A 20,215-nucleotide genomic window follows, 5' to 3' on the forward strand; every position below is an offset into this window, starting at 1 on the left:
TTTATTTTGGTAAAAAAAAGACACCTGTTTGGTACATTTCAAAATATACCGATAAGAAAAAAAATTACATTAATCGTTTTTATGGCATTGCTTTCCATTTGTATTGCATTTTTTTTAAACCTTCATTTTTTAACCAGACAATACGATAAAGACATGTATGAGACGAATGCACAGTTACTAAATAATGTCATTTCAAATATTGAATCCGAAATGGCTTTCGTTGAAAACCTGTCCAATTATATCATAGCTGACTCTTCGATTCAGCAAAATCTGACTTATTTGTTGGATAATAAAAATAATACAAAAGCCGCTATTGCCAAACGTGAAGCCTATGAGTCTCTCTATACCTATATGTTTTCAAATGATTACATAAAATCAATTACATTGGTTATGGACGATACCATCATTAGTATGGGGGATACCTTTCCTGCAAGCGAAATCGATTTAAACACATTGAATCAACAGGCAATCAATGATGTAGGCAGACCTTTTTGGGCAACGGGTAAGATTTCCAATTATTCTATTCTTTGCACAAGGGAAATTAGACAGTTAAAATATTTAAAGCTTCGAACCCTTGCAGTTCTCTACATTGATGTCGATATGGAGCAAATTATTACGAACGCTCTTTTAGATGCTGGTTATTCTCCAAATCTAGTTGACTTTATTGTAATGCAAGAATCCGAACAAATCTATCCAAAAGAAATCACACATGATATTAAAACGTTTGTATCTTCAAGAGATTTAAAAGCTTATCACATTGATACGTATGAAGGCAAGAAAAAGTTTATCATAACGGGTTCCATGCATTCCGTAGATTGGGATTACTATTACTTTCGTGATTACAATCGAATCTTTGACCATATAACGAAAGCGAAATATTATACCGTATTTTATACTATTTTATTTTCTATCATTGCATTAATTTTTACTAACATCAGTGTGCAAAGCATTCTAAAGCATCTGGATTATCTGGTAGAAAAAATAAAAAGATTTGGGAATGGTATCACTAGCATTCCAAAAAATCCATATCATTATGAAGGCAGAATGGATGAAATCGGAACACTTCATAGAAGCTTTGATCAGATGACACATAGTGTAAAAGTCCTTCGCGATGAGAATTATGACAAACAAATATTATTAAAAGATACTTCGATAAAAATGCTGCAACAACAAATCAACCCGCATTTTCTTTACAATACGCTAGATACCATCAATTGGATGGCACAGATGTATGGAGCAGAAGATATTTCTACCATGGCATTGTCCCTTGGGAATCTATTTCGTGCTTCCATTGCAGAACAAAAGGACTTAATTTATCTAGAACAAGAACTTGCCTTTTTAAACAATTATATTCAGATACAAAAGATTCGCTTTAAAGAACGATTGCAGTTTGAAATCACAATCCCAGAACAATACCATAAAATGCTAATCCCTAAGCTTTGTATTCAGCCGCTTGTGGAAAATGCGCTAAAGCATGCAATGGAATATAGTGATGAAACCTGTATCATACAAATTAAACTGGAAGAAGAAAAGGATGCATATCTGCTTAAAGTAGCAAATACTGGCTCTTCCTTTGAAGAAAACCTACTTCAAAAACTGGAAGAACATACACTGAAAGCAGAAGGCAGTGGTGTTGGACTAGCCAATATCAATGCAAGGATGCGCTTGATTTATGGAGAAGAGTATGGGCTATCCTTTTACAACAAAGATGGTATGGCTGTTGTCGTTTTATCCATACCAAAAACCTATAAAAAGGATATGCCAGAAGATGAAACAACACTATTTATATAAGGAGAATCAACATGTTACGACTTATGATCGTTGATGACGAAGAAACAATAAGGACTGCCATTTCTAAAATGATTGATTTTAACTCATTGGGTTATGAAGTCATTGCAACTGCTAAAAATGGAATGGAAGCCTTTGATATTATATGTGACAGCTATCCAGACGTGGTCATTACTGATATTAAAATGCCCATTTTAAATGGTCTGGAATTAATTGAACGAGCTAATAATCTTGATGTTGGGATTGAATATATCATTTTATCTGGCTATGGAGAGTTTGAATTTGCCAAGCAAGCGATGAAATTTGGAGTACAGCATTTTCTCTTAAAACCAACCAATAAGCAAGAACTCATTCAAGCATTAATTGAAATACACGATACTCGTATGGAGGAGAAACAAAAACAGCAAGTACAACAAAAGCAAATCCTTGATACCGTCCGTTTTCCAATGGAGCAATGCTTTTTAATTGAAGCACTAGAATGGCAACATGACTTTTTAAAATGCTACCAAAAATATGACCAGTTACTAGCCTTTCAAAAAAATTGCCTTCATGCTTGTATTTGTTCCTTTGTGGAAGAAACCCATCTAAACACTTTTATAAAGGACGTACAAACATTACTTAAAAAGCAAGGAATCACATCCTTCTTTCCAATGATTGCTGTTAAAAATACGGTTATTCTAATTCTGGATGTGGAATCTCTTGCACTGCAAGAAGCATTACAAGAAGGTATTGAGCAACTAAAATACCCTGATCAAACGGTAACGTTTGAGGTTAATTTTCTTCATTATCATACAACCTTTGAGCTATTTCAATCCATCATACAAAAAATTGCCCGCTTTGGGCAAATTCTTTGTTTTGATTCTTCTCTTAACGTGTATGAAATTAGAAATAATTTGACCTCCTCATGGAAACTACAAGAATTAGAAACCGTTATGAAAAACGCAACCAGTGAAGAGGAATTAAATGAAGTACTACAGACTACATTTGCCAATACAGAATCTCTTGATTCTGCAAAAAAAATTGCCATTGAACTTTACCTTATGCTCAGTAATTCAGACGCCGAAAATTCACTTGATATGGCTTGTGACTTCTTTCGAAAAGTATATTCTTGTACCACCATTTCATCCATCTATGAATTATTGCGGGTGGTTCCTTCTCATACTTTATCAGAAGAAAATGTTCTGGAGAATAAACAAAAATCCTATATTACCTTGCTTAAAAATTATGTGAGTAGTCATTTGGATGCAGAATATCTTTCTTTAAAATGGCTTGCAGAAAACTATTTATTCATCAGTGTCGGCTACTTAAGTAAACAGTTTGTAAAAGAAGAGGGTGAACGCTTCTCTGATTACCTGAATCGAATCCGTATGGAAGAGGCTAAAAAGCTTCTCTCTTTGTACAGCAATGATAACATCAAAGATATTGCAAAGCAGGTGGGATTTGGTAGCAATCCTCATTATTTTAGTCAGGTGTTTAAAAAATATGTTGGGTGTACACCTAGTGAGTATTGGGAGAGGCAGAAGAAGGAAGGGATGTAGGAAAGAAGAGAGTGTACTTTACTGATTTATACACGGTTTTTTGTCTCACACATAAGCATGCATAGTTACAATATTTGCGGCTGTTCTTTTCCAAAGATAAGTACCTGTTATGGGAAAAGAAAGCCGCATTCTACTGGTTGCAAAAAAAGATTTTATGAATACTTTAGTTATTAGAACTTCACTTAAAAATTCGATTGTATACCCAAGGCAATTTTTTTGCTTAAGTCTCTTAATTCATATCATGGATTCTATTCCTTCGGAAGAAAGCCATGATATTGAATTAAGAGACAGGGTTTTACGGAGTTGGAAGTCCGAAAGTATAACCCTAATAAATATAACAGTTCAATCCTAGTTAAAATTTTGTGAATACATTAGTTATTATATCCAAAAATCTTCTTCTTTTTTTTCTAATAATCCTAAAAGATTTAACGTTTTATCAATTAATATTTGAACATTATATTCCAATCTATCTGGTAATAATGATTCAATATCTTCTATCTCACATCCTCTTTCGAGAATATCAATTAATTGTTCCTCATCACAACTTTCTTTTACTTTCTGAATAAAATAGGGTGAAAAAATAAATTTTTCAGCTTCTTCAATTGACATTTTCTTTTCTTTAATAGCAACAAGAACTCCTATAATATTTATTAAAAGAATTTTGGTATCTACTTCATTCGTCTTAAAGCATATATTTTCTATCTTCATATTTTTATTATCTCCTACTTATTACTCCATCCACGTTTTACTTTAACATTAAATTTTAATTCATAACTAACCTTAGCAAAATTTAAACTAAATAGTAATTTAGACCAGCTATAGACAATCTTTCCAATAGCTGGTCTAACATTTTACTGTGGTGTCACAGCTTGTTGATATATCTTTTCTATAATATCACAAATTTTTTCTAGTTGTTCCAATAATATTTCCGAAAAGAATATATTTCGATATTCATTAATAAATTCTAGATATAATTCTCTATTGTTCTCTTCATCAAAATATCTAAACATTGGTGTAACCATTAAATAAAACTTACCCCCTTTTTTATATAACCAAGTTGAATATTCTGATGTAGTAAAGCAACAATATTTTTCGCCAATCCACTCATCATTTTCATCCATAATAATATCTTTATTAGAAATATTTTCATTTAAACAATAATAATACTCATTTTGTAATACACCTAATTTTTGTTCCAAAATCCTTGCATCAATTTCGTATTTTTCAATATCAACGCTGTACATTTCCTTGATGTTTTTCAAAAAATAAATATTATCGTTTAAAATTTCATAGATATTATTCTCTCCAATCAATCTAATACAAATATTGGAATAATAATCTACTATATCGTCCATTATTTGTAGTTCAATTCTAAATGTATTTTGATTAAATAATATATAATTTTCCACTATTTTATAATCTTTCCTTTCTTTGTTACCATTCCTGCCTTCTTTAATGCGGCTTTCATTGGTTCTGATAATTCACTCCAAGAACGTACATGTCCATGAAAAACTCCCTTTGTAGTTTCATCAAATACAACTATTTCTCCATCACTAATTCCAACTCTCCTAGTAGTATTTTTTCCTATCGAAACGGAGTTATCTAATGCTTCTTGTCCATTATTAGGTGCTTTATTTTTAACTGAATTATTAGTTTTTCCATGATAATCTGCTTTTTCATATGTACCATTTTTACCAGTCTCAGAGTCTCCCTTACTAATATCCTCACCAAGCTTCTTACTTGCACTTATAGATATCTTGATTCCAGCTGCAGTTTCTGTAGCTCCCAACACCATTATTCCAGCTCCTGCTCCAGATATTTCTATCTGACCAGTTGCAGTAGATACTAACGTTATGCCCGCTCCTTTTTGCATGGTGCTTGCTCCTGACGCAGCAGTTATAAGTCCTAACAGCATTGATACTATATCTCCTGTTATTTCACCCTTGTTATAGGTGGTCTGATAGGTCTTACTATATGGTTCGGTACCAATATCTATACTATACACATTCTTTAATACACTGTCCGCAAATCCTCCCAAAAACGTGGCTAGCTGTTTTACCGGCTCTGGCATTCCATTTACAGCATTTTTTACCTTAGTTTGGATTTTCTTCGCATCCAAACACATCTTATGCTCATTATCAGACATGGCGGTAACTAATTTACCATCTACATACGCATAGCTGCTTGTTACATTTGTAACACTTGCTCCTCCATATCTGTTTTGTAAACTCTGCGTCACTGGATCAACTGGGGGTGCATCATCAGACTGATTAGCTAGATAATTCGTAAATGGATCGGTATAACCTCCCCCACTCTGTCCAGAAGAATTGTAGGAACCCGTAGCACCGGTTCTGCTTCCTCCACTTCCTCCGCCTGTGGCTGAACTGTTACTCTTTGACCCTCCTGTAATCATATCGATTGCTGTATCAACTGCTTCTGTTACCGTTTTCTTTACTTTACTTCCAAATTCCTTTAAATCTTCCCATGCTTCGTTAACTGTTTTTTTATTGTTTTTATTCCCTTATCAATTGCTTCCGTTGCTTTATCCAACAGATTACCAAGCCAACCGTGCCCACTCGGATCCATCAGATTCACCGGATTATTCCCCGTATAAGTATACAGATTCTGCGTCAACGGATCTTCAAGCATTCCAAGGTAAGTATCTTGAGTCAGGAAACCTCCAATACCACTATTATAATACCTTGCCCTTAGATACTGCAATCCGGTATTCCAATCTACTGCTTCCGCGTTGTATTGGTATGGACTGTATGTATCCCCATTTACTGTTGCACTTCCGTATGCATCATATTGACAGCTTACCACTGCATTTCCATAAATACTTGTTAATGCCGATACACTTCCTCTTCCATCATAGATGTAATACTGGGTCTGACTTGCATCACGCCTTTGATTTGTATAACTATTTCGTTGTACACCATAATCGTAGACAGACGCTACTTCTCCATTCACATCATACTCCATTAGGACTTGTGTATACTCTTGATTCACATCATTGACATAGCTGGTCATTCTGTAATTTTGACGTTCGATTTCTTCGGTTCCACTTGGAATCAATACAGTGTCATACAATATCTTTTCGTAACCACTTAATGCCTCTGGTTCATCATCCGGGATAAAATCCTCTATTTCCCTTGACATTGGTTTCATTTTGAATACCTTTTAACCATCTGATATATCGGTCTGATTATTCAGATATCGTTACAATCTTCTAAAAAACATTTTCCCATCTTCATATACTTTTGTATGGTCTGTCATCACATCAGAATAGGTGAGTGTAAGCCACTTACAATTACTAGGGTCCGTGGCATTACACCGTATCAAATCCATTAGTTTGTTGATACTCTTTCTAACACTTTTGGGTGTTTGATAACGGTTTTCAGATTTCTTTCTCTCTTTAATCTCCCCAGTTTCTTTATCAATGTATTTATCTTTTTAGATGTTCTGTATCGGACAGTAATTGTTATTTCCAACTCAAAACTGGACTTCTCGAGTATTTCCCGCTGTTATAAGTTTTACCTCGGTATTCTCATGGATTTTAATTGATTCTGAGTTCACTTTTTTTATTTTCATAATAAAACGCACCTTTCGCAACAAAATTTTTTGTTACAAATAGTGCGTTTATATGAACATATTGGAACTTCACCTAAAAATCCCAATGTATACCCAAGGCAGAATTTTTTGCTTAAGTCTATTAATTCATATCATGTATTACATCACTTCGTGAGAGACATGATGTGAATTAATAGACAGAAATTAAATAAGTTGGAAATTCTAAAGTATAGACATAATTAAATATATACTATAATTAATAAATATACATGTCAAAATCAAATTCTGCTTCTAGAAAGTTAGCAAACTCAACAATCTCCTTATCTAAATAAATTGCAGGCTTAATGTTTTCTTCAATGTTTATCACGATAAAAAATTTACATGTTAAATTATATTCTTTTTTCAACTTAACAATTTTTTCTTTTTTATTTGTTAATTTATGTAATAATTCATCAAATAACTCACTAACATACAATGTTTCGACATAACCTGTGCTTATGCTCCAACAGGATTCCTTCATTTCAAAATTACGTTCATTCTTGCTACCTTTCATATAATATTCTGTAGGTTCTACCATCAACATTTTAGTTATTTTTTCAGGATTAAAGTCTTCACCAATAATACTAAATTCTACCATTAAATTAGTCTTGTCCATAATTATTATCTCCTATTTTATATATTCTCCAGTTGCTATAGGGGATTCACCTTTTATATTATATTGAGGCTTCCTCTGAGTGTATAATTCCCCTGTATTCTTATCAACATAAATATCATATTCAGCAACTTTAGCCTTTTTACCATATATATCTTTTTTTAGTTGATGTGCATCTACCCCCTTCTTTTTTAAGTATTTATCGTTTACTTTATCTAGGTCAAGATTTTCTGTTTTAGAGCCTCCCTTATTTTTACCTCCACTATCCCCTTTCTCACTCTTCTTTATTCCCTCTTGCAATTTCTTAATTTCATCTTCAACATCACTGAATCCAGATGCACCATACAATCCACTTACAGCGCTTCCATCAATCGCAACCGCTACACTACCACCAGATCCTCCTGCCACTACAGGCGCTTTTGGAGCCGTTAAACCTCCTCCACCTGCTACTGACCATAGTAAGCTAAGGATTGCTATCGTATCACCTAATTTACTTCCACTATCGTAAGCATTTTGATATTTTCCTGTACTGGTATCAACCTTAAATGGTGATATACTATTAAATAATGCATCTCCTAATCCCTTAAAATAGCTGTCTATTACCTGTAAACATTTTGGAATCTTAACTTCGGGTGATTGAATCTTATCATTTGCATTCTTCGCATCCAAACACATCTTATGCTCATTATCAGACATGGCGGTAACTAATTTACCATCTACATACTCATAGCTGCTTGTTACATTTGTAACACTTGCTCCTCCATATCTATTTTGTAAACTCTGCGTCAACGGATCTTCAAGCATTCCAAGGTAAGTATCTTGAGTCAGGAAACCTCCAATACCACTATTATAATCCTAAATTTATTATAGTATTTATTCATAACTGTTCTTAAACCATTAACTCTCCATCAGTACTATAATACTAAATATACATTAAATTCTTTCGTTTCGCCATCTACCATGGTTGTTTTAACATCCTCTTCCCAATAAGGCAATATATCTTCTTCAAAACAATCTAAAATTATTTCTTTGACTTCCAAATTGTCATTAAGGAATTCTTTATAATCATAAATAATTAAGTTTATTTTTTTACTATTTATCCAGGATAAATCTCTCATCCAATCTAAAAAACTATCCAAACTGCCATTGCATGGATAAGGAAATTGCAATTTTTCCTCAATAACTTCAAGAAAATTATCTTTCGTTTTTATTTTTTTTCCGTCCAATATTATATTTAATCCTTCTGTAAATGAGTCGTTGTTTATTTTTTTGATATATATAACTTTATTTGTCAAATTATTTTGCCTCCTCTTATTTGAGTTTATCAAATGTTGAATAATGATCACTAGTATAATATTTTGAACCATCACTTCCAACAACAAATCTTTCCATATCTCTTTTTTGACCTTCTATTTTATTATTAACATCAAATTCTTTATATGTAATTTTATTACCAGACTTATCTACCTTTGGTAGTTTCCCATTAAGATTTTTATATGTACCTCCTGCTTTAGTTCCTGCTGATTGTCCTGGAACATTTCCACTCCAACCTGAATCATTATATTTTTTATAACTTTCCTTTGCATTTTTAGATAAAGATTTTACAGTTCTAGAACCTATCTTACTAGTCTCAGAGCCTCCCTCTGCAAAGAGTTTAAACTATTACAGAAATTTAGACCAGCTACATATTTTTTTAATAGCTGGTCTAACCTTATTGATGCAATTTTATCTAATCGTTCTTTTTATTTAATTGTTCCTTTGCATTCCATTGATGTGGTGCTGGTCTACCCTTTGAAAACCATATACATCCCTTTTTAATCCATTCTTCCCTCCACATTCTCTGACTCTCCATTTTATCTGGATAATCATCACATCCAAATTGAAATCCGCAACACGGGCATATCTCATCTGAACCATACCCTTCACTATCATATGGTGGTTCAAATAGTTTTTTACAATTACAAACTGGACATATATTTTCCATATGCTTTTCCCCTTTTTATTAATTTTCCTTGTATACTATTAAAATAATTTTGCCCCCTTAGTGTAAATATATATGTATGAATATTAATATATCTATTTTCTTGGTGTTAATCCATCAATACACCATGAACCTAATCGTACAATAGGTTGATTGAATTCATTTTTTAATAATAACATTGAATATATTGGTTTTTCACTCGCTCTCACTTCACATAGTGAATATTCAATATCAGCCTCACTATCACAAAAAGCATAATTAAACTCTGTATTATTCCATAATTCTATAATACTATTTGCAATTTTATCAGTTATAATATCTAAAATATCACTTGAAAATTTTTCTAAAAAAAGTTCTTCTTCTGGTATTTCAAAAAGAATTCCCCTAAACAAATCATTTTTACCTTTTATACTAACTAAGACATTATAATCTTTATTTTGTATTTTGCAATATATCTTTCCTGTTGAAAATTTTTTATCATTTAATATCGAAAATGCTTTTTCAAATCCTTCTTCTCCTACAAATGATTTTTCTTCCCAATTTTCACAAATATCATCGTCTGGATAATTTACAACTATTTTATTACAAAATGGAGATAAGTATTTTATTATATCAACCAAATCATCACCCATCTTAATAATATTTTTATCTGTGTAGACAATTCCTATACTTATAAAGCTTCCCATTATAATCCTCCTATTTTATTTTCACACCATTTGTTAAGTGATAATTAATTTGCTTAGAATTAAACTTCCACCCACCTATATAATTTCCGTTCATATCGACATATGCTCCTAATGAAGTTTCTTCATTCAAATAGACATAAACATCTTCACCTCTATATTTAGACTTATATACTTCCGGTGCATTATCAATGTGTTTCTGAATTGCTTTTTGATATTCTTTAGCTTTATTATTATTCCAATTTCCTTCTACTCCAAAATCTTCTGCATGTTTATATTCATGTTGTAATTTAGACTTACTATATTCAGTCTTTGGAAGTTTTGTCTCAGAGCCTCCCTTGGCAAAGACTCCGAACTATTATATTTATCTAAACCCATACACTAATTTCAAAAAAATCAATTGGTTGCCAGTATTTCTCTTTTTCTCTTTGCCATTTTTCGAATGGCAAACAAGCGTATCACACTGTTTCATTTTATCACAAGCAGATACTATTCTCTATTGATTTTTGCTTTTGATGGATCTCTATATTCTGTCTTATTTTTCAACATCCCATAAATAATATTAACCAATCTTCTTGAAATGCAAATTAAAACCTGCTTTTTGTTCTTACCTTCACTTGTTCTTCGAATGTAATATTCCCGAAAAACTTCGTTTCTTGGCACTCCTTTTGGCGATACCTGAATCATCTGTATTGCTAAGAAATAAAAAATCGCCTGCAACCTTCTGTTGCCCTGTTTGGATGGTAAGTCATTCCCTTTTCCTGCGGAAGAGAACCTCACTGGTGCTACTCCTGCAAACTTAGCTAACTTATCCGCACTAGGAAATCTTTTGATATCACCGATTTCTGCAAGCATATTGGTGGCTGTTGCAATATCAACACCTGGCATAGTCATAAGTGTACATTCAAACACTGGATACAATTCTTCAATACTTTTTTCCACTTCTTTTAACTGCATATTATAATGCTGCAAATCGCCGACAAGACTTCTTGTAATGGCATCTCGTGAAGATTGATATTCATGGTTTGTATTACCATCATTTTTTATCATGTCTAATATAGCATTTGCTGTATTGATAGAACAACGGTTATGGCTGACTGCTCTTAATTCTTCTGCCAGTTCTTCTGGGTCTTTTCCAGTCAGATATTCCTGTGACGGATAGTTATCCCAAAAATATAAAGCTGTTTTGGTACTGATATCCTTAAAACACGTTTTGTAGCTAGGATAGGTTACGCATATTTGTTCATGTAGTTGATTTTTAATTCGAATATGCTGCATCTTGATGTTATCTCGTCTTCTAACCAGCTGGCTGATTGTCCAATAAGCATCATTGGGAATTGCATCTGGTAACGTATCAACGTTATTAATCACAACAAGTGCACTGCTTCGGCATCATAACTGTCACTCTTTTGATACATAGGCACACTTTTTCTTTGTGCAAAAGACAAGGCTGTATTTACATCCTTAACCATGTACCCCTTTTCAATGAGCCATACTGCCAATCCTCTGCCATATCCATAGGCATTCTCAAGCCCATACACTGGTGTCTTTTCTTCCTTGCAATACTTTTCTACTTTTGTTACTAACTTATGAAATTCCGATGGTTTATTCGCAATCGTAATCTCACCTAACTTTTCATTCCAACAATTCAGAATGACTGCCGTATGCGACTCTTTGTGTAGGTCTATGCCCACGTAAATATATTGTTCTTTTCGAATCATAAAATTAAATCCTCCTATAAACTTTCTACTAATGAAATACTGGCAACCTCAGCTGATAAGCGTTATATCCCGAATTACGTTCTTCACAACAGGTATCGCAAGGGAGGCTAAGTCTATCTATCCCTTTAATCACAGGTTATATAGGAAATCACCTGCTGAATGCAGGTTGCACCAAAGACTTACGAATTGCTTTCGTGGTGTGTGATATTAACTCTGAATGTTGCAACATTCAAGTTAAATCTGCTGAAATAGCAGGTATTTCACTGCCTAATTCCATTATACAAATTGCACTTTTTGAAAGACCTCCAAAACTGCCACTACTTCATGTAGCAAACATACAAGATAAAATCTAATTTTTTCATTCTCAGTAAAAAACTAAAGTAGGAGAAATAGTTGCAGATATTCTAAAGACTAATCCCCCTCTGTCAAGCACTTTTTCTAAAAACCATGGACTTTTTCAACCTATCTTATCAATCCACATAGAAAAATCCACATCATACTGGCAGAATGCCAAGTAGCATGCGGATACGGAAAACTATATTTGATTTTTTTCTTTCTCTACCCAAGGCAGATATTTTTCTGAATGGCATCTTCTAATTCCTTACTACCGATACCAATATACCTTTGAGTAACTATAACAGATGAGTGTTGGAGCAGAGTCCTCACCAACTCAATATTGTAGTGATTATTCACATATACATTCGTGGCGAATGCCTTACGAAAGGAATGGCTGCCTATGCCTATTAATCCGAGATACTCACATACCACTTTCAAATGCTTTAGTACTGCTCGTTCTGTGATTGGAAATAATCTAGATTTTGGCGAAATATTATGTTCGTAGGCATAATCACGAATGAACTGGTACACTTCATCTGGCACAGTGAAATTTCTGTACTTGCCAGTTTTTTGTTCATAAATATCAAGGCGGTACCGATTGCCATCTTTCACAAAGGAATCTACGGTAAGATTTAGAATATCACCGACACGAAGTCCAAGGTTATACTCCAAAATCAACACAGTAGCAATCCTCTCATTCGGCTTGTAGTCTACCCCTTGATAGCAAAAACCTTCTTTCATCACTGATACAATCCGCTTATACGTTTCTTCATCTACTGCTTTTGTACGTTTATTCAAATCAAACACCAACTTTCTATCTTTCAATTCTTTTGAATCTGTCCATACTGGCAGACTTGCAAAACCTTTAAATCCTGCAAAGTTCCTAAATTCATCCCCATATAGTTCCATAAATCCAACACACAATAATCGTTGCACCAGTTCAAGCCAAAGTTCCGAATTCAGTACGAATAGGAACTAACAAGCAAAGCCGTAATTCGCCCTGTGTAGCGTTTTAAGGCAAGACTGGAAGTAGTTAGCACCCCGCACATAAAAAGCGAACGTAGGACATTGTGTGTAAGCGTGTGGCATTCCCAACCAAGTCCAAGGAACGAATACCCCCGAGCATTCATCCACCACGATGCAAAATGCCATCTGAAGAATAAGTCTTGGCAAGAATCCCAACTGTGACATTAGCAATACAATCCGCTACATAATCTTTTCCTGCCATGTTAAAGGAAAAAAATGAAAATAATCTCTGTACACAGCTTCTTTCAAAAAATACCAAAGTATTAAGATATTCTGCAACTGCAGGTCTGAAATGTTTCCCATTACCCACTTCAAGATATGGTTGTTCCAGAATACGAAGTGATACCCCTGCATGTAGTACTGCCTCTGCAAATGCTACAAATCTGGATACACTTGGGAATCTGTCAACACTTATTACATAGACGGTATCACCTGCTACTAATCTTGAAAGTAATACATCTAATCTTGATACGTGAATGATATTAACATCTGCTACCTTCTTACTCTTCAGATAAGCAAGACTCGTTCTATCATCTTTTTCTGAAACTATTCCATGATTCATACCTCATCACTCCATTCTGTAAGACATACCTAAAATCAAAAATATATCAATGGCTACATACAGATTGAATTTATCTGATATATCTGCAAACACGCATTAAGTTTAGGATTTGTGACTAGTTCCTATTTCGCAAAATTAAAAATGACTGTGATTTCGGCGATGACACTTAAGTCTTTTCTTTTTAAATGCCAGAATTCACAGTTATATCAATCGATTTTAGAAAAAATAAAAGAAAGAAGAAATTTTGTGACTAATATGACACTTTTGTTTGACTCTAATTGTGAATACACTTCGATACATTGCTAGAAAAGTTCGTAATTAAAATGATCAGCTGGCAGAAAATGGATACCCCTGTGACTGGAATATACCTTAAAACTTCTAATTTTGTCACATTTGCACTAATATATGAAATCAATAAAAGATAGAATCAAAACAAAATCAGTATGTATTAACTCAGAAAAAGATTTTATGAATACGAAATCAGAAAATGTCAAATCAATTACACTCATACTGATTTCAATTTAGCACAGATAAAAACGACAGATATTTTGCTCTGAAATATCTGTCGTCTACATTATTGTTTCTTATAAAATCTCTTATCGATAATATTCACTTTCTTATTCTCATCGCCAATCAAAAATGATTCTCGATACACTAATCTACAATCACTGACACGGTCCATTGCTTCTTTGTTGCTTATTTTCTCCACCACTGGTCGCTTCATACCCCTACTGGCCGAAAACAATGGCATTCCTGTTGGATAAAGTTTTAATCTGCCACCTTTAATGAACTGCTTAGTCTCTCCATTCACTTCTTTATATACTACATCAAAATCTTCATCACCTTCCATGTACTCAATATCACTAAGGTACACTTTAAAATACAGTGCAAGACCATCCGCATCATAAACTTTATGTGCATCTGTAAGACCATGTCCCCATAACTCTGTGATTTCTTTATTGGGTATAAATGGAGCGACATCTTCAAATATCAACAGTATGTGCAGATGCCACGAATTGCCATGACCATCGCCTGGTGGCTCCCCCACTGTGATTCGTTTGAATGATTTTTGCCCCTCTGACAAATTAGTTTGCTTATTCAGATATCGTTGCAATCTTCTTAAAAACATTTTTCCATCTTCGTAGACTTTTTCATGGTCTGTCATAACATTAGCATAAGTCAATGTCATCCACTTGCAACAACTTGGGTCTGTTGCATTACACCGAATTAAGTCCATTAGATTATTAATACTTTTTCGAACACTTTTGGGTGTTTGATATCGGTTTTCAGATTTCTTTCTCTCTTTAATCTCACCAGTTTCTTTATCCAGATATTTGTCCTTCGAAATATTCTGTATTGGACACTTTTTGTTAACTCCAGCTGAAAACTGGACTTCTCGGGTATTTCCCGCAATTTTGAACTTTACTTCGCTATTCTCATGGAGAATAATCTGATTTGAATTTACTTTTCTAATTTTCATATTAAAATGCACCTTTCGCAACAATTTTTTTGTTACAAAAAGTGCATTAATATGAGCCTAATGGAACTACACCTTAAAATCCGATTGTATACCTAAGGCAAAATTTTTTGCATAAGTCTATTAATTCATATCATGTATTACATCACTTCGTGAGAGACATGATACTGAATTAATAGACAGGGATTTACGGAGTTGGAAATCCTAAAGTATAACCATAATAAATAAAAATCTAATCACCAATAGCTATTAAATTTTTATTTTCTGAAATTGCTTTTTACACATATTTTTAAATTGTGAAAATATATAAATAACATCCTCTACATCTTCATGCCTTTGTAAAAAATCACTCTCTACAATGCTATCACAAACTTTAATTATTTGAGCAATTATTTCATTTTCCAATAAGGTATCAGCATATTCTTAATTTTAATTAACATTACTTAATTTTGTTCATACAGTATTCCTTTACCACTAATTAAGGAATATTCATCGATAAGCCCCCTTATATCTGGCAAATTATTTTCATTATACTTGCATTTGTTTAAACCCTCTAAAATATTATAGATGAGTTGTTTCCATTCATTAATAAAATCAATTTTATTCATCGAAACAATAGCTTGACAATTTAGCATTTCTGAAACATTCCCAACTGTATTTCCCCAAAAACTCGTAATATCAACAGTATCATCTTTCCATACAATTGTCCAATCACTTCGAAAAGTATCTGGAAGCCAATGTATTACTATTTTCCCTTCCTGCTTTTCTCTTAATACTTTTAACATATCAATAACATCATTAATCATATAACTAATATCATATTTATAGCACAGAGGAATATATATATTATTCCATACCATTATAGCTTTTTCTGTCCTCATTGGAAAAGTACTTTCAATCGCTGTACTTAAATCATAAACTGATGAATCATATATTTCTGTTACTTGTGGATTACTTGCTTGAATACAAAATAACATTTAGTTAATCTCTCCTTCCTATGGCATTGGATATCCATGCCAAGTTCCCGTTCCATTGTTACGAATCCAAAATCTAGTTGCTGTTTGAGTAGTACCATCTGGATTATATATAATGGATTTAGAACCTTCTGGTAAATTAAAATAACCACTTTCTCCAGGTTCTAATTTATTAGCAGCTTCTGTAGCATAATTTAAATCTTCTTTAGCCCACTGACCTTGAGGATTTCCCGTATCTTTTGCTCTAGCAGCTCCTTCTTTCCATTTAACCCCATGCTTTCCGCTACCAGTCACTTTTGCTTCTGGTTTAACAGTCTTAGAGCCTCCCTTGGCAAAGACTCCGAACTATTATATTTATCTAAACCCATACATTATTTTCAAAAAAATCAATCGGTTGCCAGTATTTCTCTTTTTCTCTTTGCCATTTTTCGTATGGCAAACAAGCGTATCACACTGTTTTCATTTTATCACAAGCGGATACTATTCTCTATCGATTTTTACTTTTGATGGATCTCTATATTCTGTCTTATTCTTTAACATTCCATATATAATATTAACCAATCTTCTTGAAATGCAGATTAAAACCTGTTTTTTGTTCTTGCCCTCACTTGTCCTTCGAATGTAATATTCCCGAAAAACTTCATTTCTTGGTACTCCTTTTGGCGATACCTGAATCATCTGTATTGCTAAGAAATAAAAGATTGCTTGCAACCTTCTATTGCCCTGCTTGGATGGTAAGTCATTCCCTTTTCCTGCGGAAGAGAACCTCGTTGGTGCTACTCCTGCAAACTTAGCTAACTTATCCGCACTAGGAAATCTTTTGATATCACCGATTTCTGCAAGCATATTGGTGGCTGTTGCAATATCAACACCTGGCATAGTCATAAGTGTACATTCAAACACTGGATACAATTCTTCAATACTTTTTTCCACTTCTTTTAACTGCATATTATAATGCTGCAAATCACTGACAAGACTTCTTGTAATGGCATCTCGTGAAGATTGATATTCATGGTTTGTATTACCATCATTTTTGACCATGTCTAATATAACATTTGCCGTATTGATAGAACAACGGTTATGACTAACTGCTCGTAATTCCTCTGCTAGTTCTTCTGGGTCTTTTCCAGTCAGATATTCCTGTGACGGATAGTTATCCCAGAAATATAAAGCTGTTTTGGTACTGATATCCTTAAAACACGTTTTGTAACTAGGATAGGTTACACATATTTGTTCATGTAGTTGATTTTTAATTCGTATGTGCTGTACCTTGATGTTATCTCGTCTTCGAACCAACTGGCTGATTGTCCAATAAGCATCATTGGGTATTGCATCTGGTAATGTATCAATGTTATTGATAACAACAAGTGCAACTGCTTCGGCATCATAACTGTCACTCTTTTGATATATTGGCACACTTTTTCTTTGTGCAAATGACAAGGCGGTGTTAACATCTTTAACTACATACCCCTTTTCAATGAGCCATACTGCCAATCCTCGTCCATATCCATAGGCATTCTCTAGTCCATACACTGGTGTCTTTTCTTCCTTGCAATACTTATCTACTTTTGTTACTAACTTATGAAATTCCGATGGCTTATTCGCAATCGTAATCTCACCTAACTTTTCATTCCAACAATTCAGAATGACTGCCGTATGTGACTCTTTGTGCATGTCTATGCCCACGTAAATAAATTGTTCTTTTCGAATCATATATTTAATCCTCCTATAAACTTTCTACTAATGAAATACTGGCAACCTCAGCTGATAAGCGTTATATCCCGAATTACGTTCTTCACAAGGTATCGCAAGGGAGGCTAAGTCTATCTATCCCTTTAATTACAGGTTATATAGGAAATCACCTACTGAATGCAGGTTGCACCAAAGACTTACGAATTGCTTTGGTGGTGTGTGATGTTAACTCCAAATGTTGCAACATTCAAGTTAATTCTGCTGAAATGGCAAGTATTTCGCTGCCTAATTCTATTATACAAATCGCACTTTTTCATCTTAGCGAAAAAAAACTTTAATTTCTTCGCTCTTCTCACACTGAATTTTTTAGCTCTATTTTATAATAAAAATCAGAATGGTTTTTTCAGAGATTATTACAACGAAAAATACATCAGTACATACATTCGATTGTCAATACCCTTTTTAAAAAGATTAGAAAATTTTACATCAGCTCAATAACTACACATTAAAAAATCCGCACCATACTGGCAAAATGCCAAGTAGCATGCGGATAATGAAATCTATCTTTGAATTTTTTCTTTCTCTACCCAAGGCAGATATTTTTCTGAATGGCATCTTCCAGTTCCTTAGAACCAATACCAATATACCTTTGTGTCACAATTACGGATGAATGCTGAAGAAGAGTTCTCACCAACTCAATATTATAGTGATTATTCACATATACATTCGTGGCGAATGCCTTACGAAAGGAATGGCTGCCTATGCCTACTATTCCGAGATACTCACATACCACTTTCAAATGCTTTAGTACTGCTCGTTCTGTGATTGGAAATAATCTAGATTTTGGCGAAATATTATGTGCATAGGCATAATCACGAATGAACTGATACACCTCATCTGGAACAGTGAAATTTCTGTACTTGCCAGTTTTTTGTTCATAAATATCAAGGCGGTACCGATTGCCATCTTTCACAAAGGAATCTACGGTAAGATTTAGAATATCACCGACACGAAGTCCAAGGTTATACTCCAATATCAACACAGTAGCAATTCTTTCGTTTGGTTTGTAATCTACCCCTGTGTGGGTAAAACCTGCTCTCATGACTGATACGATCCGCTTATAGGTTTCCTCATCTAATGCTTTTGTTCGTTTATTCATATCCACTCACTCCAATCCTCTTAAAGTCTGCCAGTTTCGCCAAATGCATGGCAGACTGGCAAAGTCTATAAATCCTACCAAGTTCCTATATTCATGCCCATATAGTTCCATAAATCCGATACCACTACAAGCGTTACACCAGTTCAAGCCATAGTTCCTAAACCAGTACGAATAGGAACTTACGAGCGGAGCCGTAATTCGCCCTGTGTGGCATTTTTATGTAGTACTGGAAGTAGTTAGCACCCCACACATAAAAAGCGAACGTAGGACATCGTGTGCAAGCGTGTAGCAATACCAAACAAATGCAAGGAACGAATACCCCCGAGCATTCATCCACCACGATGCAAAATGCCATCTGATAAATAGGTCTTAGCAAGGATGCCAACTGTTATATCAGCAATACAATCTGCCGCATAATCTTTTCCTGCCACATTAAAAGGAAAAGCGGAAAACAATCTCTGTGCACAACATCTTTCTAGGCATACTAAGGTATTAAGATGCTCTGCAACCGCAGGTCTGAAATGCTTTCCATTACCCACTTCAAGATATGACTGTTCCAGTATGCGAAGTGATACCCCTGCATGTAAGACTGCCTCTGCAAATGCTACAAATCTGGATACACTAGGGAATCTGTCAACGCTGATTACATAGATGATATCACCTGCTACGAATCTGGAAGATAATACATCCAATCTTGAAACGTGAATGATATTTACATCTGCTACTTTCTTACTCTTCAGATAAGCAAGACTCGTTTTGTCATCTTTTTCAGATACAATTCCATAAATCATAAATCAACCACTCCAATCTGTTATTCATAGTCAAAATCAAAAATCATATCAATTGCTACATACAGATTAAAAACATCTAGGTAATATCAAGTAATACATGAATCACAGAATTTTGTGACTAGTTCCTATATCGCAAAACTGGAAATGACTTTGAATACCACGATGACACTTAAGTCTTTTTATTTTAACTGCCAAAATTTACAGTAATATCAATCGATTTTAAAAAAAATGGAAGAAAGATGAAATTCTGTGACAAAAATGACTC

Annotated in this window: 22 protein-coding genes and 1 pseudogene; 2 read left to right on the forward strand and 21 right to left on the reverse strand. The window is 33.9% G+C overall.

Annotation, left to right across the window (positions count from 1 at the left end):
• The first annotated feature begins 6 nt into the window (after positions 1–6).
• Both F7O84_RS10855 and F7O84_RS10860 read left to right on the forward strand, forming a co-directional pair.
• Positions 7–1,791, forward strand: a complete 1,785-nt coding sequence (locus F7O84_RS10855; protein WP_151144846.1) for a sensor histidine kinase — start codon at positions 7–9, stop codon at positions 1,789–1,791.
• Positions 1,792–1,802: 11 nt separating this feature from the next.
• On the forward strand, positions 1,803–3,326 hold the full coding sequence (locus F7O84_RS10860) for a response regulator transcription factor (RefSeq protein WP_151144848.1): 1,524 nt from the start codon (positions 1,803–1,805) through the stop codon (positions 3,324–3,326).
• A 378-nt stretch (positions 3,327–3,704) separates the two neighbouring features.
• Here the strand turns inward: F7O84_RS10860 and F7O84_RS10865 are convergent, their stop codons facing one another.
• The 21 genes and pseudogenes from F7O84_RS10865 to F7O84_RS10960 all read right to left on the reverse strand — a co-directional run bounded on the left by F7O84_RS10865 (position 3,705) and on the right by F7O84_RS10960 (position 19,950).
• On the reverse strand, positions 3,705–4,034 hold the full coding sequence (locus F7O84_RS10865; protein WP_151144850.1) for a DUF3969 family protein: 330 nt from the start codon (positions 4,032–4,034) through the stop codon (positions 3,705–3,707).
• Between the two features lie 143 nt (positions 4,035–4,177).
• Entirely contained in the window at positions 4,178–4,735 is a 558-nt protein-coding gene (locus F7O84_RS10870; RefSeq protein ID WP_151144852.1) for a hypothetical protein, read from the reverse strand.
• A complete protein-coding gene (locus tag F7O84_RS10875) occupies positions 4,735–5,739 on the reverse strand; it encodes a hypothetical protein (RefSeq protein ID WP_151144855.1) in 1,005 nt (334 codons plus the stop codon). The genes F7O84_RS10870 and F7O84_RS10875 overlap by 1 nt, the downstream gene beginning before the upstream one ends.
• A 59-nt stretch (positions 5,740–5,798) precedes the next feature.
• Positions 5,799–6,485: an RHS repeat-associated core domain-containing protein gene (locus F7O84_RS10880; RefSeq protein ID WP_243140872.1), complete on the reverse strand. Its 687-nt coding sequence runs from the start codon at positions 6,483–6,485 to the stop codon at positions 5,799–5,801.
• A gap of 667 nt (positions 6,486–7,152) precedes the next feature.
• On the reverse strand, positions 7,153–7,551 hold the full coding sequence (locus tag F7O84_RS10885; RefSeq protein ID WP_151144858.1) for a DUF4279 domain-containing protein: 399 nt from the start codon (positions 7,549–7,551) through the stop codon (positions 7,153–7,155).
• 12 nt (positions 7,552–7,563) lie between these two features.
• Positions 7,564–8,352 (reverse strand): polymorphic toxin type 33 domain-containing protein, encoded by a 789-nt coding sequence (locus F7O84_RS10890; protein ID WP_243140873.1) that lies wholly within the window; start codon positions 8,350–8,352, stop codon positions 7,564–7,566.
• 110 nt (positions 8,353–8,462) lie between these two features.
• Positions 8,463–8,843 (reverse strand): barstar family protein, encoded by a 381-nt coding sequence (locus tag F7O84_RS10895; RefSeq protein WP_192451722.1) that lies wholly within the window; start codon positions 8,841–8,843, stop codon positions 8,463–8,465.
• A 16-nt stretch (positions 8,844–8,859) separates the two neighbouring features.
• Positions 8,860–9,168 carry a ribonuclease domain-containing protein gene (locus F7O84_RS19605; RefSeq protein ID WP_151146691.1) on the reverse strand — a complete coding sequence of 103 codons (309 nt, stop codon included), beginning with the start codon at positions 9,166–9,168 and terminating at the stop codon, positions 8,860–8,862.
• A gap of 109 nt (positions 9,169–9,277) precedes the next feature.
• Positions 9,278–9,532, reverse strand: a complete 255-nt coding sequence (locus F7O84_RS10905; protein ID WP_192451723.1) for a hypothetical protein — start codon at positions 9,530–9,532, stop codon at positions 9,278–9,280.
• A gap of 92 nt (positions 9,533–9,624) precedes the next feature.
• Complete coding sequence (locus F7O84_RS10910; RefSeq protein ID WP_151144862.1) at positions 9,625–10,215, reverse strand: Imm64 family immunity protein; 591 nt, start codon at positions 10,213–10,215, stop codon at positions 9,625–9,627.
• A gap of 10 nt (positions 10,216–10,225) precedes the next feature.
• Positions 10,226–10,492, reverse strand: a pseudogene (locus F7O84_RS19610) (colicin D domain-containing protein); the annotation flags it as partial.
• Between the two features lie 209 nt (positions 10,493–10,701).
• Positions 10,702–11,583: a transposase gene (locus F7O84_RS10920; protein ID WP_420886641.1), complete on the reverse strand. Its 882-nt coding sequence runs from the start codon at positions 11,581–11,583 to the stop codon at positions 10,702–10,704.
• The gene (locus F7O84_RS19615) at positions 11,580–11,933 is read right to left on the reverse strand and encodes an IS110 family transposase (protein WP_420886642.1); all 354 of its coding nucleotides are present in this window, start codon (positions 11,931–11,933) and stop codon (positions 11,580–11,582) included. Before F7O84_RS19615 ends, F7O84_RS10920 begins: the two co-directional genes overlap by 4 nt.
• Before the next feature lie 558 nt (positions 11,934–12,491).
• On the reverse strand, positions 12,492–13,178 hold the full coding sequence (locus tag F7O84_RS10925; protein ID WP_151144864.1) for a tyrosine-type recombinase/integrase: 687 nt from the start codon (positions 13,176–13,178) through the stop codon (positions 12,492–12,494).
• A 217-nt stretch (positions 13,179–13,395) separates the two neighbouring features.
• A complete protein-coding gene (locus F7O84_RS10930; protein WP_151144866.1) occupies positions 13,396–13,857 on the reverse strand; it encodes a hypothetical protein in 462 nt (153 codons plus the stop codon).
• Between the two features lie 574 nt (positions 13,858–14,431).
• Positions 14,432–15,337 (reverse strand): rolling circle replication-associated protein, encoded by a 906-nt coding sequence (locus F7O84_RS10935; RefSeq protein WP_151144868.1) that lies wholly within the window; start codon positions 15,335–15,337, stop codon positions 14,432–14,434.
• A 440-nt stretch (positions 15,338–15,777) separates the two neighbouring features.
• A complete protein-coding gene (locus F7O84_RS10940) occupies positions 15,778–16,311 on the reverse strand; it encodes a hypothetical protein (RefSeq protein WP_151144871.1) in 534 nt (177 codons plus the stop codon).
• Between the two features lie 18 nt (positions 16,312–16,329).
• Positions 16,330–16,602 (reverse strand): hypothetical protein, encoded by a 273-nt coding sequence (locus F7O84_RS10945; protein ID WP_151144873.1) that lies wholly within the window; start codon positions 16,600–16,602, stop codon positions 16,330–16,332.
• Positions 16,603–16,788: 186 nt separating this feature from the next.
• Complete coding sequence (locus F7O84_RS10950; protein ID WP_279237997.1) at positions 16,789–18,021, reverse strand: IS110 family RNA-guided transposase; 1,233 nt, start codon at positions 18,019–18,021, stop codon at positions 16,789–16,791.
• Between the two features lie 562 nt (positions 18,022–18,583).
• The gene (locus F7O84_RS10955) at positions 18,584–19,159 is read right to left on the reverse strand and encodes a tyrosine-type recombinase/integrase (protein WP_151144874.1); all 576 of its coding nucleotides are present in this window, start codon (positions 19,157–19,159) and stop codon (positions 18,584–18,586) included.
• Positions 19,160–19,488: 329 nt separating this feature from the next.
• Positions 19,489–19,950, reverse strand: coding sequence for a hypothetical protein (locus F7O84_RS10960; RefSeq protein WP_151144876.1), 462 nt, complete (start codon positions 19,948–19,950; stop codon positions 19,489–19,491).
• Positions 19,951–20,215: the final 265 nt, after the last annotated feature.

The organism is Candidatus Galacturonatibacter soehngenii, from assembly GCF_008830185.1.
Classification (GTDB): Bacteria; Bacillota; Clostridia; order Lachnospirales; family Lachnospiraceae; genus Lachnotalea; species Lachnotalea soehngenii.